The following is a 19,435-nucleotide window of genomic DNA, read 5'->3' on the forward strand; positions in this document are numbered from 1 at the left end:
GAAGCGATCCCTCCCAGCGGTGGCCTCGTCCGGTTAGGGACTACCTTCGACAATCTCACTGTCGCGGTAGCCCAGCCGGCAGGCTTTTGTTTTCAACTTGGCTCCGGTAGGGACCTCGATCGCGCCGGTGTAAAGCTTCCAGAGTGGTTTGCCCATCTGTTTGAGTTCGCCGTGCGTATACGCGATCGAAGCGCCAACGGTTTCGCAGGCGATGGTCGCTTTGTTACCAGCAAACCCGATCCTCGGCGCTGCCGTAACCGACCATTTGCCGCCAGGGCGGCGCTCTTCATTGAGAACCGCTTCTGGAATCAAGCCGAGATCGCCGGTTTCTTTCCGCCATTTTTCGTGAGCGGCGCGAAGGCGAATGAGTTCGGCCGCAAACTCTGGCTTATCCGCAAGGTTATTCACTTCGTGCGGATCTTTGTCGGTGTCGTAGAGTTCTTCGATGGGCTTCGTCGGCTGAAAGAAAATCGTCTGCGGAAAGACGAGCTTATCCGCAGCGGCCAGGCGTCGCCATTCTTGCATCGTCGGCATTTCATTCATGTAGGCGATGTCCTGCGCATACGGCAGGTCGGGACGATAGTTGCGGATGTATTTGAATCGCTTATCGCGCACCGAGCGAATGATATCGAGCGTTTCGTCCATTCGGTCGCGAGCCGCGAATACATACTCGCGCTCTTTGGCTTTCTCAGGGCCGAGAAAAACCTGCCCCTGCAAATGCTGCGGCCGTTCGATGCCGGCAAGTGCGAGGAGCGTCGGCGCGAAATCGAGGAAGCAGACGAGGTCTTCGCGTACACTCGCCGGTTCGATCTTCCCCGGCCAACGAATGACGAGCGGCACGCGAATGCCGCTGTCGTAAACCCAGCGTTTGCCGCGCGGCAAACCCCGACCGTGATCACCCCAAAAAAAGACGACTGTCTTATCCGCCAGGCCGTCTTCGTCGAGTTGTTTCAGAATCTCGCCGACTCGTTTGTCGGTGAACGTGAGGTTGTCGTAGTAATTAGCCAGGTCGCGGCGAACGATCGGCGTATCGGGATAGTACGGCGGCAGGACCATTTTCGCCGGATCATGACGTTCGCTCTCGGCGAGTTTCTCGCGACGGGCCGCCTGTTGTTTTTCGCCGAGGCGAATCTGACTCTCGTGCGTTGAGACAAGATTGATGACGCTGAAGAACGGCTGATCTTTGTCGGGCCGATTCCGCCAATGAGCGCCGGCGCGATTGTCATCCCAGGCCGTCAGCGGAGCATCGAAGTTGTAATCGGTTTTGTTATCGTTGGTGCAGTAGTAACCCGCGCCTCGCAGATACTCAGTGAAGCATTTCACATGCGCCGGCGGCACGCCCTTGCAGCGCATGTAATGCGTGCCGATGGTCGTCGGATGCATGCCAGTGATCAGACCGGAGCGACTCGGCGCGCACACACCCGCGTGGGTGAAGGCTCGCGTGAAGCGCGCCCCTTGTTTCGCCAGCCCATCAATGTTCGGCGTGAGCGCTTGCTCGTCGCCGTAGCAGCCGAGATCGGGGCTGATGTCCTCCAGGCTGATCCAGAGAATATTCGGCCGCGACTCGGCGGCGAGCGCGGTTGAGAAAACACCAAATACGATGAGCAAGAAGTACCGCAGCATGGCCATTTACTTTTTGAACTTGAGTTGAGTGAACTCGGCCACGCGATCGCGAATCGCTGGCTCGACCGGCAGCCGTTCCATGCTACTCGCGCCATAGAAACCACTCACGCCGCTGGTGTGATCGAGAATGTACTGAGCATCGGCCGGCTCGGCGATTGGCCCGCCGTGGCAAAGGACGATCACGTCGCTGCGCACTCGCTTGGCTGCATCATGAATCGCTTGCACGCGGCGAGCAGAATCTTCGAGCGTCACCGCCGACGTCGCGCCGATGGTTCCCTTCGTCGTCAGGCCCATGTGGGCAATGATGATGTCGGCTCCCGCTTCGGCCATCGCCGTCGATTCTTCGGCATTAAAGCAGTAGGGAGTGGTCAGCAGGTTCATCTCGCGCGCCTGTCGAATGAGATCGACCTCGAGGCCATAGCCCATCCCGGTTTCTTCGAGTCCTTGCCGGAACGTACCGTCGAAGAGGCCGACCGTGGGAAAGTTTTGCACGCCGCTGAAGCCAGCTTCGATCACTTGCTTCAAAAAGAGCTTCATGATGCGAAATGGATCGGTGCCGCAGACGCCCGCCAGCACCGGCGTCTTGCTCACCACGGGCAACACCTCACGGGCCATTTCCATGACGATCGCATTGGCATCGCCGTAGGGCATCATTCCCGAGAGCGAACCGCGCCCTGCCATGCGAAAGCGGCCGCTGTTGTAGATCACCAGCAGATCGACGCCGCCGGCTTCCGACATTTTGGCGCTAATGCCGGTCCCCGCGCCACCGCCGATAATCGGCAGACCTTTCGCAAGTTTGGCGCGCAGACGGGAAAGAATTTCATCACGGGAGAAGAGGGACATTGGGTTTCCGTTTTCGAGGGCTGTTGATCGTGAGCAAAGTGTAGCAGCCTCGCTTCACTCCGGTTTGCGGGCAGCTTCCGCTTCGGCTTTGATACGCGGCGAATGATTGAAATCAAACGCCGGATACGACGCGCGGTTCATGTTTGCCAGGTGCGCGGTGTCGGCGGCGGCTGTCCGTTTTTCGGTTTTCACATACCGCCAAGGGGTGTCACCATAGACTTCGGTGAGCAATGCCGCCAGCGGCTCGTCCTTGGCCTTCAACTCATTCCGGTTGCTTGCGCCACCGCTGTTGCGCGGGTTGGCACAATCGAACCAGCACTGCGCTCCTTCGGCCCAATATTCCTGCGCGTTGGTGCTGGCGTAGCTCCGGCCGTAGCTTCCCTTTTCCTTCGCCTGTTCGTAGGCCGCTTCCAGTTTGTCCCACCACGCGCGGTCGGCACGGCGAAGGCTGCTTGCCAGTGTGTGAGCGAACTCGTGGATGGTGATGTTCTCGCGTGTGTAAGGATCACCGCGCAGATTCAGCAAATTCTCTTCGGCACAGGTCGCCATCGGCAGGCCGCCGAGGCCGCGCGAACGCCGATCGTGATAGGCTCCCTTCGCCGTCATCGACGGTCGCTGGTTCTCGGGTATGTCCATCGTGTACTGCTGCACGCCGATGATCCCCATGCGAACCTTCGCACTGACGAGGGCTTTCAGCGCTTTCTCGCGACCATGCAACATGTGGTCGAGAGTCCAGGCACATTCGAGGAAGGCGTAATCGGTCACCTCGTCTGATCCGATGACAGGAATGCCGCGGATCACCAGATGCTTCTGGTAGAACTTGTGAATCTTATATTCGTCGCGCAGCGCAGCTGGAATCGGCGCGACCCGAATCGGCGGCGAGGCCACTGGCGAGTCGTCTGCCGCATTCAACGTCGGCAGCGGCGTGTAAGACGGCTGAGCGTCCGGTTTCTGCTCCGCTTGTCCGTAACCACGACTTGAAAGAAATCCGCAGAGCAATAAAACGCACAACCAAATGAAACGGCGCATGGGTAGCCTCACTTAGCGGAGTCGAGCGTGCGCGTGGGATTCACCAGCAACCAACTAAGCGACATCAAAATGAGCGCCGCGGCCGAGATGGTGAACACCAACTGCCAATTATCTTGATCGGCCAGCCGGCCGTAGTACCAGCCGCAAACGGCAGCGCCGAGATTGCCCCACATATTCGCAAAGCCGAGCACCGACCCGACATGTTTGCCACCGATGTCTTGATACGTAGCCCACAGCGAACCGAGGCCGAAGTCGATCGTATACGCAGTTAGCACCATGAGCAGCATGAACAGACGAATGTCGGCCACAAAGTGACACGCGATATAAGCAATCGCCGAAATGCCCCCCGCCAGCAGACCGGGAATGCGCCGGCCCCAGATCGGTCCGAACTGCCGGCGAAATAGGTCCGCACAAATGCCGCCACTCACGCCGCCAGCAATTGCCGCGCAAGCGGTGACCGCGGTCAGCACGCCAGCCAGCACATCTTTGAATCCCGCCGAGGCAGCGGCCCGCGGAAACATTTCTTTCAGCTGGTCGGAAAAATTCTCGACGAGATACGTCGTCAGCCAGGCCGTTAGAAAAATCCAACCGACGTTGGTCAAGAATCCGGAGACGCTGAGAATCCAGACATTCGGATTCGACAGCACAGCGATCACTGGCAACGGCTCGACTGCTCTTGTCACTGGTTCGTTGCCAATTACTGCCAGTTCGGCTGCGTTGCAGCCGCGATGTTCGCTCGGCCGATCGCGAAAGTACCACCAGAAGATGGCCGTCCAAATCAATCCCACGCTGCCGAACACTCCCAGCGCACCGCGCCAACCCTGCCCGAATCCCAACTGCTGCTGAAACTGCTGACCGACCCAGGCAGTCGTCAGAAAGGCGAGGAGCGCGCCGACGCGACCGCCGGCTGCCACCAGGCTGTTGGCCTTCGCTCGCGCGGTGAGGCTTGCCCAGCGTTTGAGATAGCCGCCGGCTGCTGGGTAGGCGCCGGCTTGCATCGCGCCCATCACAATTCGCAGCAGAATCAAGCCGACCCAGCCGTAGACGAAACCGAGCGCGATCGTCGCCAGCGACCAGGCAACAACATAGAGCGCCAACATTCGCCGCGCACCAAAACGATCGGCGAGCGCGCCGGCAGGAACTTGCAGCAAGGCATACGACAGGAAGAAGGCGAAATTTCCCCAGCCGAAGGTCTCTTTCGAGATATTGAGATCACTGCAGATCGTCGTGGTGATCGGCGCGAGAGCGAAGCGATCGAGATAGAGGACGAGTGACATCCCCATCGAAAGGGCGACGATGCGGTATCGCACGCTGGTCGGATTGCCCAGCGGAACAGCTTCTGCGGCGACGATGCCTTCGTTCGTTTGCGGCGAGGCGTAGGCGTGATCGACCAGGCGTGACATCGGCGGGCTCCTAAGTTGCCAGCCGAAACTATACACGCAGCGGCGTGAGTTCGCTCGTTTCCGTGTCGAATGTCGCAAAATAGCCGTCGCACACGGCAGCGATCACGCAAAAGAATCGGCCAGGCGCGAGCTGGATCGGCCGCTCGCCGTGCCAATCGACAATTTGCTCCGGCGTGGCCAGCAGCCATTTGTGAAAGTGCCCGGCAAACATCACGCGGTGCGGCGCGGCGTTGAAGATGCGCCAGAGCTTGCCATGCTCATCGGGGGGGCCATCGTAGTACCACAGGTCGAACAAGCTCTCGGGATTCAGCCAGGGCTCGACGTGCGAAAAATGAAAGCCGTCGATATCGAGCGACGGCCGCAACTTGCCGAAGTACTCGAACACTTCGCGCGGATGTTTTTGCTGTAGCTCTGGCGAGGGATCGACACACAGTCCGTAATCGTGATTGCCCCACACGCCCACCGCATGAGCCTCGGTCAGCAAGCGGCAGGTCTCTGTCAGATGCTCGCCGAGCAAGGCCACATCGCCGATCATCACGATCTTATCGACGCGCTCGGCCTTCAGCCGCGCGAGCGCAGCCCGCAGGTTGTCGACTTCTTCGTGAATGTCGGTAATCAGCCCGAGTTTCATGATTACTTGTCGCCCGCCGGTTTGCTTTCCGTTGACGTTGCTGGCGGCAAATAACCGAGCGACACCAAAAACGCATCGACGCGAGCGGTGGTCGCTTGCAGATGTGGCGGGCGATTGAAAAAGCCGTGGCCGACGCCCTCGACTGTCATCAGCTCGCAGCGGCAGACGAGTTTTTTCGCCGCTTGCTCATACTCTTCGCCTTGCGCGAGCAGCTTGTCATCCTTGCCATACATCAGCAGTGTCGGCTGCGAGTTCGCCGCCAGGTGTTGCGTCGGCGAAATGGCTTTTGCCAGCTGCTCATCGCCGCCGATGCGATCGGTGAGGTTGGCGACATTGAAATTCAGGACAGGGTTGTAGAGTACCAGCACGTTCGGCTTTGAAGAGATGTCTTGATTCTCTTCGGTCAAATCCAAACCCGGGCACAGCGCCGTGCAGGCAGCCAGATGTCCTCCAGCGGAACCACCCGCGCCGACGATGCGTTGTGGATCAATTCCCAGCTTGGCGGCATTCTGCCGAACCCAGCGGATCGCCGATTTGGCGTCTTGCACGCAGGCATCCGGCTTCACGCCATGGCGACTCTTGACGCGGTAATCGGCACAGATGGCCACCATGCCGCGGCTGGCCAGGTGTTTGCTCTGCGATTCGAATTGCTCGATCTTGCCGCCAGTCCAACCACCTCCAAAGAAGAAGACAATCGCTGGCAACTTCTTATCGGCCGACCATTCCGGCGGTTGATAGACATTGAGCGACAAATCGACGTCGTTCACCTTTTTATAGACGAACTTCTTCGGCGCGGTTTCCTGCGCACTCGCCAACCGACCGATGAGCAGGAGCGACAGGAACGCCAAGGAGAGGTAGGACTTCAGCATGCATAACTCTCGGAATGGTGCGGAATCGAGGTATGACCGAGGTTATTCTATCGACCGGCCATGCCGGCAGATAGAATCGCGGCTGAAGATGTCAAGTTTGGAACTTTGCCCCGTGAGAGCGTCATGAACTCCTGCCGCAACTTGCTACTCATCGGCCTCTTCGTCGTTGCTCTCGCGCCGCGCACGTTTGCTGACGAACCGGCGAAGAAGTCGCTCCCGATCTATCGCGTTGACGCCAGCGACTTCGAAGCCAGTGAAGCCGACATTCGCGCGGTGTGCGATTCCGCGGCCAAGCAACTGTGGCGACACTTTCCGGAGTACGATCTCGAGCCGTTCGTGGTCACGCGAGGCAAGAGTGGGCCGATCGTACTGTATCAGCGCAACGACATGCGCGAGATCGTACTGAAGCTCGACACCAGCAACACGTTCTGGTCGCAGTACGCCTATCAGTTCGGTCATGAGTTCTGCCACATTCTCTGCCGCTATCGGCCAAGCGACGGCAAGAATCTGTGGTTCGAAGAAACCCTTTGCGAAACGGCGTCGTTGTATGTACTGCGCAGTATGGCCCGCGATTGGAAGAAATCGCCGCCCTACCGCAACTGGACCGACTATCGCGATAGCCTGCGCGACTATGCCGACGATCAGATTCGCAAACGGGAGCACGTCCGCGAGATCCACGCGAGCGGCCTCGCCGCGTTTTACCGGTCGCACGCCGAGGAGCTGCGGAAGAACGCCACCAACCGCGAACTAAACGGCGCGATGGCCGTCGTGCTCCTCGCGCGACTCGAAGAGAAGCCCGAACATTGGGAAGCGGTTCGTTGGCTGAATGAAACCGCAGCGCCGAAGGATGAGGCGCTCACGGCCTATCTCGCGCGCTGGTATGCAGCCGCGCCGGAGAAGCATCAGCCGTTCATTCGCGACGTGGCCGAGCTGTTTGGGCACCCGATTGCAGTCGCCAAGCCTGCCGGTAACGAGTAAGTAGTCATTCCCAGCCCGCAGGGCTCGCGCTACAATGCCAGGGAGAAGTTCATTTCCCCATTGCAGGTAATCCGATGCCCATCAGCGAAGAAATCATTCGCGAAGAATTGAAAAAAGTAATCGACCCCGAGTTGTTCGTGAACATCATCGACCTCGGGCTCGTGTACGACGTGACGGCGAGCGAAACTCCCGAGGGGAAGTCGAACATCGCCATCCAAATGACGATGACCAGCCCCATGTGCCCGGCCGGCCCGCAGATGATCGCCAACAGCAAGCAAGTGCTCGGCGCTGTCGAAGGTGTCGGCGAAGTCGAGGTGCGCATTGTGCTCGATCCACCATGGTCGCCTGATCGCATGACGGAAGAAGCCCGCGATCAGTTGGGGATTTTCTAAGCTTGAGGCCGCGATGTTGCGAGTTCCTGCCCTGCTTCTGGTGCTCCTAATGGCCGCTGATTCCGCTTCTGATTGCTGGGCCCAACCGCAAGCCGGTTACGAACGGTCGGGCGATATGCGCAATCAAAGTCGCAGCGTCGTGATGGCGAAGCACGGCATGGTAGCGACGAGTCATCCGCTTGCAGCGCAAGCGGGGCTCGACGTGCTGAAGGCCGGCGGTTCGGCGGCCGATGCGGCGATCGCGGCCAATGCGATGCTGGGTGTCGTCGAGCCGATGAGCTGCGGCATTGGCGGCGATTTGTTTGTCATCTATTGGGACAGCAAGACCAAAAAACTCTACGGCCTGAACGGCAGCGGCCGCAGTCCGTACAACATCTCGCGGCAAAAGTTGCTCGATAAAGGACTGACCGAGATTCCCTTCGATGGTCCTCTCTCTTGGTCGGTGCCAGGCTGCGTCGATGGTTGGGAAACGCTGCGAGCGAAGTTTGGCCGTAAGTCACTTGCGGAAGATATTTCCGCCGCGATTGAAACGGCCGAGGAAGGCTTTCCGGTCTCGGAAGTAATCGGTACGGCCTGGCGGAGCAGCGCGAAGCATTTGCAGGAATCGCCCGACTCGGCGGCGACCTACTTAATCGATGGCCAGCGAGCTCCTGCAATTGGAGAGGTCTTTCGCAATCCGCGGCTGGCTAATTCATATCGCAAGATTGCCAAGGATGGTCCCGCTGCTTTTTACAAAGGAGACATCGCTGCCGAGATCGTGTCGTTTAGTGAAAAGAACGGCGGCTACTTTTCGTTGAAGGATTTTGCCGATCACACGACGACTTGGATCGAGCCGGTTTCGACGAACTATCGCGGCTACGACGTGTGGGAACTGCCGCCGAACGGCCAAGGGATTGCCGCGCTGCAGATTCTCAATCAGCTGGAACCGTTTGATTTGAAGAAGCTTGGCCATAACTCGGCGGAAATGCTGCATCTGTTTTTGGAAGCGAAGAAGTTGGCCTTTGCCGACCGGGCGAAGTTTTATGCCGATCCCGATTTCGGCAAACTGCCGACGGCGGAACTGATTTCGAAGGACTACGCTCGCAAGCGAGCGCCGCTGATCAACGCCAATCGCGCTGCGAGTGATGTTCCGGCCGGTGATCCGAAATTGGAAACCTGCGACACGGTTTATCTGACCGTCGTCGACAAGGATCGCAACTGCTGCTCGTTCATTCAGAGTATTTACAACGGCTTTGGCTCACAGGTGGTCGCGGGGAACACCGGCTTCGCGCTGCAGAACCGCGGCTGTCTGTTCGCGCTCGACGACAAGCACCTCAATCGCCTCGAGCCGCACAAACGGCCGTTCCACACGATCATTCCGGCAATGGTTACCAAAGACGACAAGCCGTGGTTTTGCTACGGCGTGATGGGTGGCGACATGCAGGCTCAAGGCCACGTGCAAATCCTGCTGAACATGATCGACTTCGGCATGAACCCGCAAGCGGCAGGCGACGCGGCCCGCGTGATGCACACCGGCAGTGCCGATCCGACGGGAACGCCCGCCGATGGCAGCGGCACGGTGCATGTCGAAGCGGGCGTGAGCGATGCCGCCGTAGCTGGCCTGAAGGCCAAGGGTCACAAAGTATTCCGCAGCCGCGGTGGTTATGGCGGCTATCAAGGAATTCTTATCGACTGGCAAAACGGCGTGCTGCACGGCGCGACCGAACCTCGCAAGGACGGCGCGGCGGTGGGTTACTAATCTTGCGTTACTTACGCAACTGCTGGAACTCCGCCTCATCGCGCAGCGGCGTTGATTCCAGCAATTCATTCACGCCCTTTTGATCTTTAGCCGCCGCGGCTTGCAGCAGTTGCAGGCAGTGCTCGCGGCAGTAGGCCGCCGGATCTTGGCCGTTGATTTTGTCCTGGCCTTTCACCGTGGCAGCGAGTGGAATGCACTGCGCGAGAAACCGCGCGGCCTGCAGTTGCTGATCGGCGTCTTCAGGATCGAGCGCGGCGAGTTGCACGCTGATGGGGGCTGCAGCCGAGGGTTCGCCTTGAGCGATCAGCCAGGTGGCAAAGGTTTCGAGATGATCACATAGCCGGGCGCGATAGGCGACGGCGGCCTCGTTGGCCTTGAGGGCCCGCTGTTGCGATTCGATCGCTTGTTCCCAGTACCGGCGGGCGTCGCTATTGGCGGCGCGCTTGGCGAGCAGTTGCGCGGCCGATTGCTGGAACAACCCCAGTTGGCTCCAGACGTCGGCGCGCTCGGGAAATTGCTCGGCGAGGCGTTGCTGCATTTTCAGTGCGTCGCGCAACGTCAGCTCCGCGGTGGCTTGCTCATCGGCCTGGGCTTGTTCGTGAGCGAGTTGCGAGAGCGCCTTCGTCAGCCCCTGGCGGAAGTCGGGCGAGTCGGGCTGTTCGGCGGCGAGCAGTTCGAAGGTCTGCCGGGCTGTCTCGATCAGCGAATTGGCTTCGTCTTCGCGTTTGTTGTCGGAAAGCAAGAGAGCGAGATTCAGCTGCGACGTGGCGAGCTGTTCGCGGTACGCCAGATCGGCGGGAAAGTCGCGGACGAGCTGCGCGAGCAAACCTTGAGCCCGCGCAAACGCCGTTTCGGCGAGTGCGATCTCTTCGCTGGCCGAGAGCGCCGCGGCGCGGTTGTTTTCGATCACGGCGAGTACGGCCGAGAGCTCGCTGTTGTCGTGATGAGTTTTCAGAAGCTCGACCAGTTGTCCTTGCGCGTGGTCGAACAACTTTTGAGCGCCGGCGAAATCACCGCGGGCCATGAGCAGGTTGCCGAAGTTGACGCGGCAGGAATTGAGGGCGAGCTGCAGCGACGGCTCGTCGGGTTTTTCGCTCGTGATTTTTGTATACAGTTCGAGCGCGTGCTGAAACGCTTTGTCGGCTTCATCAAATTGACCGAGCTGCATCAGCAATCGGCCGAGGTTGTTCTGCGTGGCGGCCTGCGACAGAGTCAGATCGGCGCTTTCGGCGCGGCGCTGAGCCTGGTCCTTCCACTGCTCCTCGACTTCGCGAAACAGCCGTTCCGCTGCGGCGGTTTGTCCCTGTTGTTCGGCGAGCAGGCCGGCGTTGTTGAGCGCGGCGGCCAGTTCACGATGGGCAAGAGCGTTGCTCGCATCATGCGCCGAGATCCACGTCAGCTTGCGGATGGCGTCGCTGTAATTGGCTGCGGCGGCAGGGAATTTTCCGAGCAGTCGTTCGATGTCTGCCATCTGCCGCTGAGCTCTCGCCGATTGCAGGTGGAGCCGCGTGTCGTTGGGATTCTCGTTCTGCAATTGGCGGCAGAGAGCATACGCCCAGTCGAGCAGTTGCCGGCGATGTGGCGACGACCGCGGCAAGTTGGCGAGATGGCCGGTGCTCAACTCGGTAAGAAGCTCATCGATCGCTTGTTGCGATCCGAGCAGATTCGCTTCGGCGCGGTTGCGCTGCTCGGTCGTGTTGGCCAGCTCGCGCGACATCTGGCCGTTATGCCAGATCAGGCCGGCGACGATGAGGAGCGGAATGAGAATCGCCACGCCAATCGCGAGGGCCGCGGCGGGATGACGGCGGCTCCATTTGTATGATTTTTCCCAGGGCGTCGTGGGACGGGTGATGATCGTTTCGCCGCGGAGATAGCGTTCGAGTTCATCGGCCAACTCGGCAGCCGAGGCGTATCGCTGCCGCGGTGATTTCTCCAGGCACTTGAGGCAAATCGTTTCGAGATCGCGCGGAATCTCGGGACGCAGTTGCCGCGGCGGAGTGGCATCGGCGGTCATCACCAGCCGTAGCGTGTCCATCACGTCGACACCGCGATACGGCGGCAGGCCGGTGAGCATTTCGTACAAGATGACACCCAGCGCATGAACATCGCAGGCCGGGCTGATGTTGCGGGTGACGCCGGTGGCTTGCTCCGGCGCCATGTAGGCCGGGGTGCCGAGGATGTCGCCGGTGCGGGTTTGGTTGTCTTGATCTTGCCGCCGAGCCAGGCCGAAGTCGGTGACGCGCGGTTGCGAAGACGCGCCTTGCAGCAGAATGTTGCCCGGCTTCAGGTCGCGATGGATGATGCCCAGCTGATGCGCAAAGTGCATCGCCCGCGCGATCGTCGCGACAGTCTCTGCCGTCCAGCGCGGGTTCTGCGGCTGACCGTTGATTCGCTGCGCGAGCGTGCCGCCGTCGATGAATTCGAGCGCGAGATAACTCATCCGCGGCGCGTCGCCCACTTCATACATGCGGACGATGTGCGGATGCTCGAGGCGAGCAACCGCTTCGGCTTCGCTGCGAAAGCGGGCGATCCACGATTCGTCGCCGATGGCTGGGTGATGCAGAATCTTCAAAGCAACGATGCGCTGCGGCTTTAACTGCCGGGCTTTGTAGACCACGGCCATCCCGCCGCGGCCGAGTTCTTCGAGAAGTTCGTAACCGGGGATTTCGGGGAGCGGTTGTTCGTTTTGTTGCAAATCGATTTGTGCTGCAGCGCCGGGTTCGCCGCACACCGGACACCAGGTGGAGTGGCCGCCACCCGCGACCGTGTCTTCCGTCGCCGCGACGGTGTTCGCCGCGACAGAAACTTGCCAGCGATGCCCGTGCGGGCACTTGAGCTGGACGTCGGTTTCATCAAGGGTTGGCATGGGGATGTCTTAGTCGTTCTAACTTCTTGGACCCCACCGAGCTTGCTCGGTGGTGAAGTGATTTTGCACTAGCCTCGTTCGAAAACCATCTTCCGTCCCCGCCGACCTTGGTGGGTGGAGCGAATGATTCACCGTTGCGTTGCAATCATATGCTCCACCGAGCAAGCTCGGCGGGGGCAAAGCGATTCAATCCTCGGTACTAGTGCAGAATCAGGGCTCCACTGAGCAAGCTCAGTGGGGGCCAATCAAACACTGGCGACCTCGTGGTGTCTTCTGAATTCTGGCGAATTCAGCTACATGGAAACTTACTTCGCTTTGTTGAACTCTTCCGCGTCCATGTAGCGGATATTCACTACGCCGATCAGGTCGCCGGCTTCGACGTCGTTCCGTTCCTTCAGCTCTTCTTTCGTTTCCCAGGGTTGAACCGTGGTGCCCGAGCGAGCGGCTGTGGCGGTGTAGAACGCGGCCGTAATCAGGCCCATGCTCTCGGTGAATTCCTTTTGAGCGGCAAGCGATTTGGCGGCGTCGGTGATGACGAATTTTTTCAGACTGCCGGCAGAGCCGGTCTCGGTGACAAAGCCGCGGAAGGCCCACAGCCGCTGCGGATTCTTCGCGGAATCCAGAATCCATTCGCGAGCTTCATCGAGCTTGACGATTGGCGCGATCTCGACTGTTTGCACACCCTTTTCGCCCTTCAGCGTTTGTGGCAGCGTATTCAAACCGTCGATGAGCAACTTGACGCAGACGTTCTCTTGGTTGAGCAGCTTCACCTGCACTTCGTATACTTCGCCGTTGCGAACCGGGATGACGTAGTCATTGCCGCGGAAGACACCTTTGCGTTCCTGGCCGTTGATGACGACCGAGATGCGATAAGGAAAGCGTGGGTCCTTCATCGGATGGGCCTGGCCCGCTTTTTCATCGAGCTTGGGGATGAGCTCGCTCTCTTGATTCGACAAGCCAGGGACCGGCGGCGGACGATCTTCGGGCTTGATGGCCACGCTGTGACCGAGCATCGCCCATTCCTGTTCGCTGAGCAGAGCCGAGCCGCCGGCAGCACCGGCGAGCGATTCGGTTTCGATGTTCTGCAGCTTGCATTGCAGCGTAATCGTTTTGTTTTGCCGATGACGGAGCGTACCGCAGACAATGGCAGGCATGCCGCCCAGATCCTTCGAGAGTTTTTGCATGGCTTCGGGCGAGCCGAGCTGATCGACGGTGAACTTGTTCTTTTTCAGTGCGGCGATGAGCCGACTGCTGTCGATCACTTCGCAAGTGCCCGATTCGAGCAACGTCTTTTCCAGTTCCGCAGTGCACCAGCGGCCAAGCGAACCAAAGCCGGTGTTCAGAGCTTCGCCGAACGGCGTGTCGGCGGTGAATTGCAGCACGCCGACCTTTTTGATGCCCCGTTCTTGCATCGACCAAGACATTTGCTTGGCCATGTCTTGAATCAAGTGCTTGAGCTTGGTCGGCACGAGTTCGAGCACCACCGGCGAACCGCTGCCGCCGCGAATGATGCGGACCGGCGTTTGTGGCCGATGGAGCTGCGTCTTGGCGGTGTGGGTCACGTTTTTGAAGACGTATTTGTTGAGCTCGTCGATATCGATCTCGGCGTCGCCATTTTCATCGGCGTGGCCGGCCAGGCCTTGATTGAGCCAATAGGTGAAGAGCGATTGCTTCTTCTCGGCCCAGATCTGGCTCTTTTCGTCACCGGTCGAGCTGGCGAGCGTGACCACTCCTTCGATATCGCGGAAGGGTTCGCCGAGATCTTTTGCGCTGGCGCCCTTGATCGACTCTTCTCCTTTTTCCGTACCGGCATGGCAGGAATCGAGCACGAGGAGCTTGAATTGCGCGGGGCAAGCGGCGAGTTGCTCGCGTAGCCAGGCGACAGACACGCCCGTCGCGGCGGGATTGGCGGGATCGCAATCGAGGGGCGCGAGATAAAGGCTGCCGTCCTGCGAACGGAAACCGTGACCGCTGAAGTAAACGATCAGCCGATCGTTTTTGGTCGGCTTGCGAAGATACTTCGGCAGCATCTCGAGCAGGCTGGAACGCATCGGCTTGAAGTTGGCATCGGGCGAGCTCTCGATGAACTGAATCACCCGTTCGCCCGGAATGCCACCGCGTTCGCGGAGGATTTTGGCGAGTTGGTCGACGTCGTTCATCGTGTAGGTGAGCGGCGTGGCCTTTTGATAATTCTCGCAGCCGATGAGCACAGCCCATTGGCGCGAATTGCTTTCCGCCCGAACACTTCCGCTGGCAAGTGCGATGAGGCAGAGCAAGGCAAAGGAAAGGAGCGGCGACAGGCGAATTGACATCGGGTGGACTCCGGAAAATCGGCGAGATTTCTCGTAACTGCCCAATATACAAACGCCTGTTCGGCTTGTGACAGCAAAAAGCCAAGAGGGAATTGGTCAGCTTACGGAAACGATAGATGGCAGCCGCGAAATGAATTGAATGCGGCAGAGTGATGGCGTATTTTGAGTTCCGCTTGCGGATCGGATTGTCGGGAGCCTCGCCCTCCCGGTGAAAAATTCGGCGAAACTTGTCTTGCAGCCACCTAAGTCATATAATGCACGTTTGTCCACATTTTCGTCGGTGAGAGATTGCCGAGCGGCCGTTCGCGGTGCGCGCGGATCGAGAGGCAGTCGAAACGGTCGCCGCGGCGATTTTGGGAAGTTAAATCGAGGTTATCGAGGGTTATGGCGCTGTTATAAAAACACCTCCTGCAAGGGAGGAAAGGGTTATAGTTATTACCCCTTATAACACCCAATAATCGGCGCAAAGCAGGTCCCATCAAAGGGTTGCAGATTCGCGAAAAATTTGATTCCCGGTTATATAACACCGCTCCAAGAACGCACCGGAAAACCAACTGATCGGCCAGTGATGTGGGAAAGGCAGAGGCAGCAACGGGCGGCTGCTGTCACAAATGTCCAACCTGAGTGTACGGACTGGAAACATCCCCTGGCTTTTGCAAATTCAACGCCGGAGTTCCCATGAAACGCTTCCTTACTCGTTGGTTCACTTCACTCGCGGCGGTCGCCCTCGCTGGCCCGTTGCTGGCCAATTCGCTGTTTGCGGCTGACCCAGTGCAGGCGAACGCCGCGCCGCCGGCGATCGCCGATCGCATCTTTAATGACAAGCCTTCGTTCCTGGTGGCGGCTTCGCTCAATCGCCCGACGCGCGACTATCGCGAAGGGGACTCGCTGTCGGTCAGCGTCAACGCCGAGGAAGACGCCTACGTCTACGTCCTCTATCAACAGGCCGATGGGCAGGTCTTTCAGATCTTTCCGAACAAGATTCAGAAGAACAATCTGGTGAAGGCCCGCGAGGCCGTCCGCGTGCCGGCCGAGAGCGATCTCTTTCGCTGGGTGGTCGGCAAGCCGTTTGGCAAAGAGTGCGTGAAGGTGATCGCGACCAAAGAACCGGTCGATGTGCTCTCGCAGCCGGAGTTGCTCAAGGGCCGGTTTAATCCGGTGAGCAAGCAAGCGCTGAAGGGCATCGAAGTCGAACTCGGTAAGGACAAGCCGATTCGCTGGGCCGAGACCGATGTCGAGCTGAACACCTACGCCAATACGCAAACGCCTGAAGCCCGCGCAGCGAAGCGCGTGGGAGTGTTCTTCGGCGTGTCGGAGCACAAGTACGACAAGTACCTCGTTGCCGCCAACGGCGATAAGGCTTCGAAGAATTTGCACGCGTCGCATCGCGATGCACTTAAGTTTTCCGAAGCCATGCGAGTTTCTGGCCGGCTCGACGCCATCAAGGTCTTTACCAACGAGCAAGCGACCAAATCCAACATGCAAGAAGCGATCACGCAGTGGCTGCCGTCGGTCTCGCGGCCTGGCGACACGGTGGTCATCTATTTCTCGGGCCACACCGGCCAAATGCCCGATACCAGCGGCGACGAAGCCGACGGCTTGGATGAATTTATCGTGCCGCACGACATGCTCGGCGTGTCGCAATTCAACGCGTTGGCGCAGCTCTACAAAGAGAAGAAGCTATCGGAACGAGAAGCACAACAATTTGAACAACTGCTAAGTGAAGTGGAACAACTCGGGCCGAACCCGGAGTTGAAGATGGTCGAGGCGACCACCGTGAGCGACGACTTGATGGCCCGTTGGGTGCAACGGCTCGACGGTCGACAGGTGATCTTCATCAGCGACAGTTGCCACAGCGGCGGCTTCGTGGCGAACGAAACCAACTTCAAAGGTTCCTCGCCAGAAACGAAATTCGACTTCCTGCAAGGCGAAGCCACTCGCTTGAAGAATCTCGGCCAAGGCGAGCAGGCAGTCCTCTGTGCCGCGCACGCCAACGAAGTGGCCCACGAACGCCGCGAGGCCGACATGAGCGTGCTCACCTACTGCCTCGTAAAGTTCCTCGAACAACCGACCGGCGCCCAAAAGCTGGAAGACGGTTTTGCGTTCTGCGATGCCGAGATGAAAAACTACTTCGAGAAACTGAACAAAGACCTTGAATCCACAGGAAAACGCGTCCCGCCGAGTCATCCCTTCATGCTCAACAACTGTGCGAAGCCGGTGTTTTTGAAACCGTAAGAGCCACGCACTCAGTAAGTGGAATGCACGTCGTTTCTCGCAAGCTCACAACCAAATTGGAATATTCCCATGAACAAGTTCATCCCTTTCGCCCTGTGCGGATTATTAATCAGTGCGACGAGTTTGATGGCTCAAGAACCAACTCCTCCGCAACCACCGACGACGACTACAACTCCGGCATCCACGGCATCGCCTCCTGCAACAACTCCCGCCGTCGAACCCACACCCGGCAGCAACCTGATTCCCGCCAAACCCGCGTTTCTCATGAATGTCGCCGTCAATCGTAAAGACGCGACGTACAGCCAAGGCGAACGCTTGACGGTGCGGTTCAAAGCGGAAGTCGATTGCCACGTGTATCTGCTCTACCACCAGGCCGATGGGAGCACCGTGCTTATTTTTCCAAACAAGGCCCAGCCCGATAACAGCGTGAAGGCCAACACCGAGGTCTCGCTGCCGAAGGCCGGCGATGAATTTCGCTTTCGCGTCTCGGCCCCCTTCGGCAAAGAGGCGCTGCAAGTTGTCGCCGGCAAACAGCCGATCGCCGTGCTCGACAAGCTCGATGCTTCGGCTGGCCGTGCGGTCCCCGTGACGAAGGAAACGCAGGACGAATTGGCCAAGCAGATCAAAGCCTCGGCCGATGAATTTGCCGAGCATCGTGTGGTGATCAAAACGCACGAAGGTGGCGGCAAGCTGCCGGAACCGCGCGAAGCGAAGCGAGCCGGGCTGTTTGTCGGCGTGAACAAACTGAAGGCTACCAAGCACGGCAATGAAGTTCCGCAAGCCAGCAAATCGGCCGAGATCATGCACGAGGCACTGACGACGATGGGCGGGATTGCGCCCGAGAATGCGAAGGTCCTGACCGATGTGAATGCAACGACCGCGGCCTTTGAAGATGCGATGACGAAATGGCTGCCGTCGATCACGCAGCCTGGTGACACCGTGTTCCTCTTTTATTGCGGTCACGGCGGGCCAGAACCGACGAAGGACCCTTCGGAACTCGACGGCAACGATGAAGTGATCACTACGTTTGACAGCTATGTGGTCGACGATCAGCTTGGCCGCTGGCTGCAGGAGCTACCCGGTCGCCAAATCGTGTTGATGATGGAAACCTGTCACGGCGGCGGTCTGGTCGATGCCCGCGCAATGGCTGGCTCCATCAGCGAAGTCGGCCGCCGCGTGCACGACATTTCGGACCTCAACACCATGGTGATCTGTGCCTGCCTGCCGAATGAAACGTCGTCGTTTTCCACCAAGCGAGAGGCCGCATACATGCCCGAGTTTCTGATCAAAGCGATGAGAACTGAAATGGCCCCGCTGACGATGACCACCGCTTTTCAGAAATACCGTGAACGACTGTTCGAACGGGTCGGGACGGATCAAGAGCCCGTTTTTCAGGACAACATCGGCCTGCCGGTGTACTTGGTTCCGCCGCCGGCGAAAAAACCGTAAGCGGCTGTCACAACCGGCAAGTTCGCTGGTACTGGAATTGAATCGGCCTCAATCCGAGGCCGAAACAATCCAGAAACCAGGAACCCGCCGATGACCACTGCATCCAACCAAACCCGCCCGCTGCAATTCGAACGCTTGACTGCCCGCGAGCTGATGGCCGCCGATGTGATCTGGGAAAACAACGACGCCCCCGCCGGTTTTTCGGTGAAGATCGAAGCAGGCCGAGTGGTGATGACCGGCAGCGAAACGGCCGACAGCGTGCTGGTGGTCGACATCGTCGCCAAGAAGAACCAGAAGCAGCTCGTCACCGGCGCGAAGTACATCGAGATCGACCACTCCGATGCCAAGAACCGCCTGCGAAAGGCCTGGATCAAGCAAGACGATTCGCTGAATCTGACGTTCTTCGGCAAGGGTGGCAACGACAAGTTTCAATACATCGACACGACGGCCGATCCTGCCGAGCGTCGCCCGCGGAAGATCATTGCCGACGGTGGAGCGGGCGATGATCAACTGCACGGCTATTCGCAAAACGATCAGCTCTTCGGCGGCGATGGCAACGACCAACTCTGGGGCGAACTCGGCAGCGACTTGCTGATCGGCGGCGCTGGCAACGATCGCCTTTGGGGCGATGGCGTGACCAGCACGAATCGTAGCCAGACGACCGATGCCGATTATCTGGAAGGTGGCGACGGCGTCGACATTCTCTACGGCTGGCAGGGCGGCGACATTCTCAACGGCGGCAACTACTGGCAGGTAAGCGACGGCGCTGTCGACGAAATCTACGGCGGCTCGGAAGGAGATTTCTTCTACGTCGAAACCTTCACCGATCCGCGCAAGAAGGAAGCCAAGGATCTCTCGACCGCCCAAGGCGACCAACAACCCAACTTGGTCAACCCACTGACCCTGCCGCCAACCCGCGAAGCCTGGTTGCGTTCGATCGGCGCTTGATCGAACCGCAAAACCGCCCCCGCCCTCGCGGCGGGGGCACCGGCTTGTGCACTACTCGCCAGTCTCAACGGCGAACCAAATGACTCATCTGGCTGTCACAATTTTGGCAGCTGCCGGCA

General features: G+C 59.1%; 14 protein-coding genes. 6 read left to right on the forward strand and 8 right to left on the reverse strand.

Annotation, left to right across the window (positions count from 1 at the left end):
• Positions 1-33 precede the first annotated feature (33 nt).
• The 6 genes from M9Q49_RS11320 to M9Q49_RS11345 are packed head-to-tail and all read right to left on the reverse strand — an operon-like array spanning position 34 to position 6,398.
• A complete protein-coding gene (locus M9Q49_RS11320) occupies positions 34-1,623 on the reverse strand; it encodes a sulfatase-like hydrolase/transferase (RefSeq protein WP_254508854.1) in 1,590 nt (529 codons plus the stop codon).
• Positions 1,624-1,629: 6 nt separating this feature from the next.
• On the reverse strand, positions 1,630-2,466 hold the full coding sequence (locus M9Q49_RS11325; RefSeq protein WP_254508855.1) for a phosphoenolpyruvate hydrolase family protein: 837 nt from the start codon (positions 2,464-2,466) through the stop codon (positions 1,630-1,632).
• Positions 2,467-2,520: 54 nt separating this feature from the next.
• The gene (locus tag M9Q49_RS11330) at positions 2,521-3,495 is read right to left on the reverse strand and encodes a hypothetical protein (protein ID WP_254508856.1); all 975 of its coding nucleotides are present in this window, start codon (positions 3,493-3,495) and stop codon (positions 2,521-2,523) included.
• Positions 3,496-3,503: 8 nt separating this feature from the next.
• Positions 3,504-4,898: an MFS transporter gene (locus tag M9Q49_RS11335; protein ID WP_254508857.1), complete on the reverse strand. Its 1,395-nt coding sequence runs from the start codon at positions 4,896-4,898 to the stop codon at positions 3,504-3,506.
• Positions 4,899-4,926: 28 nt separating this feature from the next.
• Positions 4,927-5,529, reverse strand: coding sequence for a metallophosphoesterase family protein (locus tag M9Q49_RS11340; RefSeq protein WP_254508858.1), 603 nt, complete (start codon positions 5,527-5,529; stop codon positions 4,927-4,929).
• Positions 5,530-5,531: 2 nt separating this feature from the next.
• Positions 5,532-6,398 carry an alpha/beta hydrolase gene (locus M9Q49_RS11345; protein WP_254508859.1) on the reverse strand — a complete coding sequence of 289 codons (867 nt, stop codon included), beginning with the start codon at positions 6,396-6,398 and terminating at the stop codon, positions 5,532-5,534.
• 123 nt (positions 6,399-6,521) lie between these two features.
• Here M9Q49_RS11345 and M9Q49_RS11350 point away from each other — a divergent pair, with 123 nt between their 5' ends.
• The 3 genes from M9Q49_RS11350 to ggt all read left to right on the forward strand — a co-directional run bounded on the left by M9Q49_RS11350 (position 6,522) and on the right by ggt (position 9,506).
• A complete protein-coding gene (locus M9Q49_RS11350) occupies positions 6,522-7,376 on the forward strand; it encodes a hypothetical protein (RefSeq protein WP_254508860.1) in 855 nt (284 codons plus the stop codon).
• 74 nt (positions 7,377-7,450) lie between these two features.
• Positions 7,451-7,768 carry a metal-sulfur cluster assembly factor gene (locus M9Q49_RS11355; RefSeq protein WP_254508861.1) on the forward strand — a complete coding sequence of 106 codons (318 nt, stop codon included), beginning with the start codon at positions 7,451-7,453 and terminating at the stop codon, positions 7,766-7,768.
• A gap of 49 nt (positions 7,769-7,817) precedes the next feature.
• Positions 7,818-9,506, forward strand: coding sequence for a gamma-glutamyltransferase (ggt, locus tag M9Q49_RS11360; protein ID WP_254508862.1), 1,689 nt, complete (start codon positions 7,818-7,820; stop codon positions 9,504-9,506).
• Positions 9,507-9,513: 7 nt separating this feature from the next.
• Here the strand turns inward: ggt and M9Q49_RS11365 are convergent, their stop codons facing one another.
• Positions 9,514-12,372 (reverse strand): serine/threonine-protein kinase, encoded by a 2,859-nt coding sequence (locus tag M9Q49_RS11365; protein WP_254508863.1) that lies wholly within the window; start codon positions 12,370-12,372, stop codon positions 9,514-9,516.
• 305 nt (positions 12,373-12,677) lie between these two features.
• Positions 12,678-14,684, reverse strand: coding sequence for a caspase family protein (locus tag M9Q49_RS11370; protein ID WP_254508864.1), 2,007 nt, complete (start codon positions 14,682-14,684; stop codon positions 12,678-12,680).
• A 678-nt stretch (positions 14,685-15,362) separates the two neighbouring features.
• Here M9Q49_RS11370 and M9Q49_RS11375 point away from each other — a divergent pair.
• The 3 genes from M9Q49_RS11375 to M9Q49_RS35425 all read left to right on the forward strand — a co-directional run bounded on the left by M9Q49_RS11375 (position 15,363) and on the right by M9Q49_RS35425 (position 19,316).
• The gene (locus tag M9Q49_RS11375; protein WP_254508865.1) at positions 15,363-16,919 is read left to right on the forward strand and encodes a DUF4384 domain-containing protein; all 1,557 of its coding nucleotides are present in this window, start codon (positions 15,363-15,365) and stop codon (positions 16,917-16,919) included.
• Positions 16,920-16,988: 69 nt separating this feature from the next.
• Positions 16,989-18,368 (forward strand): DUF4384 domain-containing protein, encoded by a 1,380-nt coding sequence (locus tag M9Q49_RS11380; protein WP_254508866.1) that lies wholly within the window; start codon positions 16,989-16,991, stop codon positions 18,366-18,368.
• A gap of 90 nt (positions 18,369-18,458) precedes the next feature.
• Positions 18,459-19,316 carry a hypothetical protein gene (locus M9Q49_RS35425; RefSeq protein WP_261365047.1) on the forward strand — a complete coding sequence of 286 codons (858 nt, stop codon included), beginning with the start codon at positions 18,459-18,461 and terminating at the stop codon, positions 19,314-19,316.
• Positions 19,317-19,435: the final 119 nt, after the last annotated feature.

The sequence above is a fragment of the Anatilimnocola floriformis genome (genome assembly GCF_024256385.1).
Lineage (GTDB): Bacteria > Planctomycetota > Planctomycetia > Pirellulales > Pirellulaceae > Anatilimnocola > Anatilimnocola floriformis.

Coding starts and splice junctions, on each gene's coding strand:
- M9Q49_RS11335 (WP_254508857.1), bottom strand. CDS start 4,898: ATGTCACGCCTGGTCGATCACGCCTACGCCTCGCCGCAAACGAACGAA.
- M9Q49_RS11325 (WP_254508855.1), bottom strand. CDS start 2,466: ATGTCCCTCTTCTCCCGTGATGAAATTCTTTCCCGTCTGCGCGCCAAA.
- M9Q49_RS11330 (WP_254508856.1), bottom strand. CDS start 3,495: ATGCGCCGTTTCATTTGGTTGTGCGTTTTATTGCTCTGCGGATTTCTT.
- M9Q49_RS11355 (WP_254508861.1), top strand. CDS start 7,451: ATGCCCATCAGCGAAGAAATCATTCGCGAAGAATTGAAAAAAGTAATC.
- M9Q49_RS11365 (WP_254508863.1), bottom strand. CDS start 12,372: ATGCCAACCCTTGATGAAACCGACGTCCAGCTCAAGTGCCCGCACGGG.
- M9Q49_RS11320 (WP_254508854.1), bottom strand. CDS start 1,623: ATGCTGCGGTACTTCTTGCTCATCGTATTTGGTGTTTTCTCAACCGCG.
- M9Q49_RS35425 (WP_261365047.1), top strand. CDS start 18,459: ATGACCACTGCATCCAACCAAACCCGCCCGCTGCAATTCGAACGCTTG.
- M9Q49_RS11370 (WP_254508864.1), bottom strand. CDS start 14,684: ATGTCAATTCGCCTGTCGCCGCTCCTTTCCTTTGCCTTGCTCTGCCTC.
- M9Q49_RS11340 (WP_254508858.1), bottom strand. CDS start 5,529: ATGAAACTCGGGCTGATTACCGACATTCACGAAGAAGTCGACAACCTG.
- ggt (WP_254508862.1), top strand. CDS start 7,818: ATGGCCGCTGATTCCGCTTCTGATTGCTGGGCCCAACCGCAAGCCGGT.
- M9Q49_RS11380 (WP_254508866.1), top strand. CDS start 16,989: ATGAACAAGTTCATCCCTTTCGCCCTGTGCGGATTATTAATCAGTGCG.
- M9Q49_RS11375 (WP_254508865.1), top strand. CDS start 15,363: ATGAAACGCTTCCTTACTCGTTGGTTCACTTCACTCGCGGCGGTCGCC.
- M9Q49_RS11345 (WP_254508859.1), bottom strand. CDS start 6,398: ATGCTGAAGTCCTACCTCTCCTTGGCGTTCCTGTCGCTCCTGCTCATC.
- M9Q49_RS11350 (WP_254508860.1), top strand. CDS start 6,522: ATGAACTCCTGCCGCAACTTGCTACTCATCGGCCTCTTCGTCGTTGCT.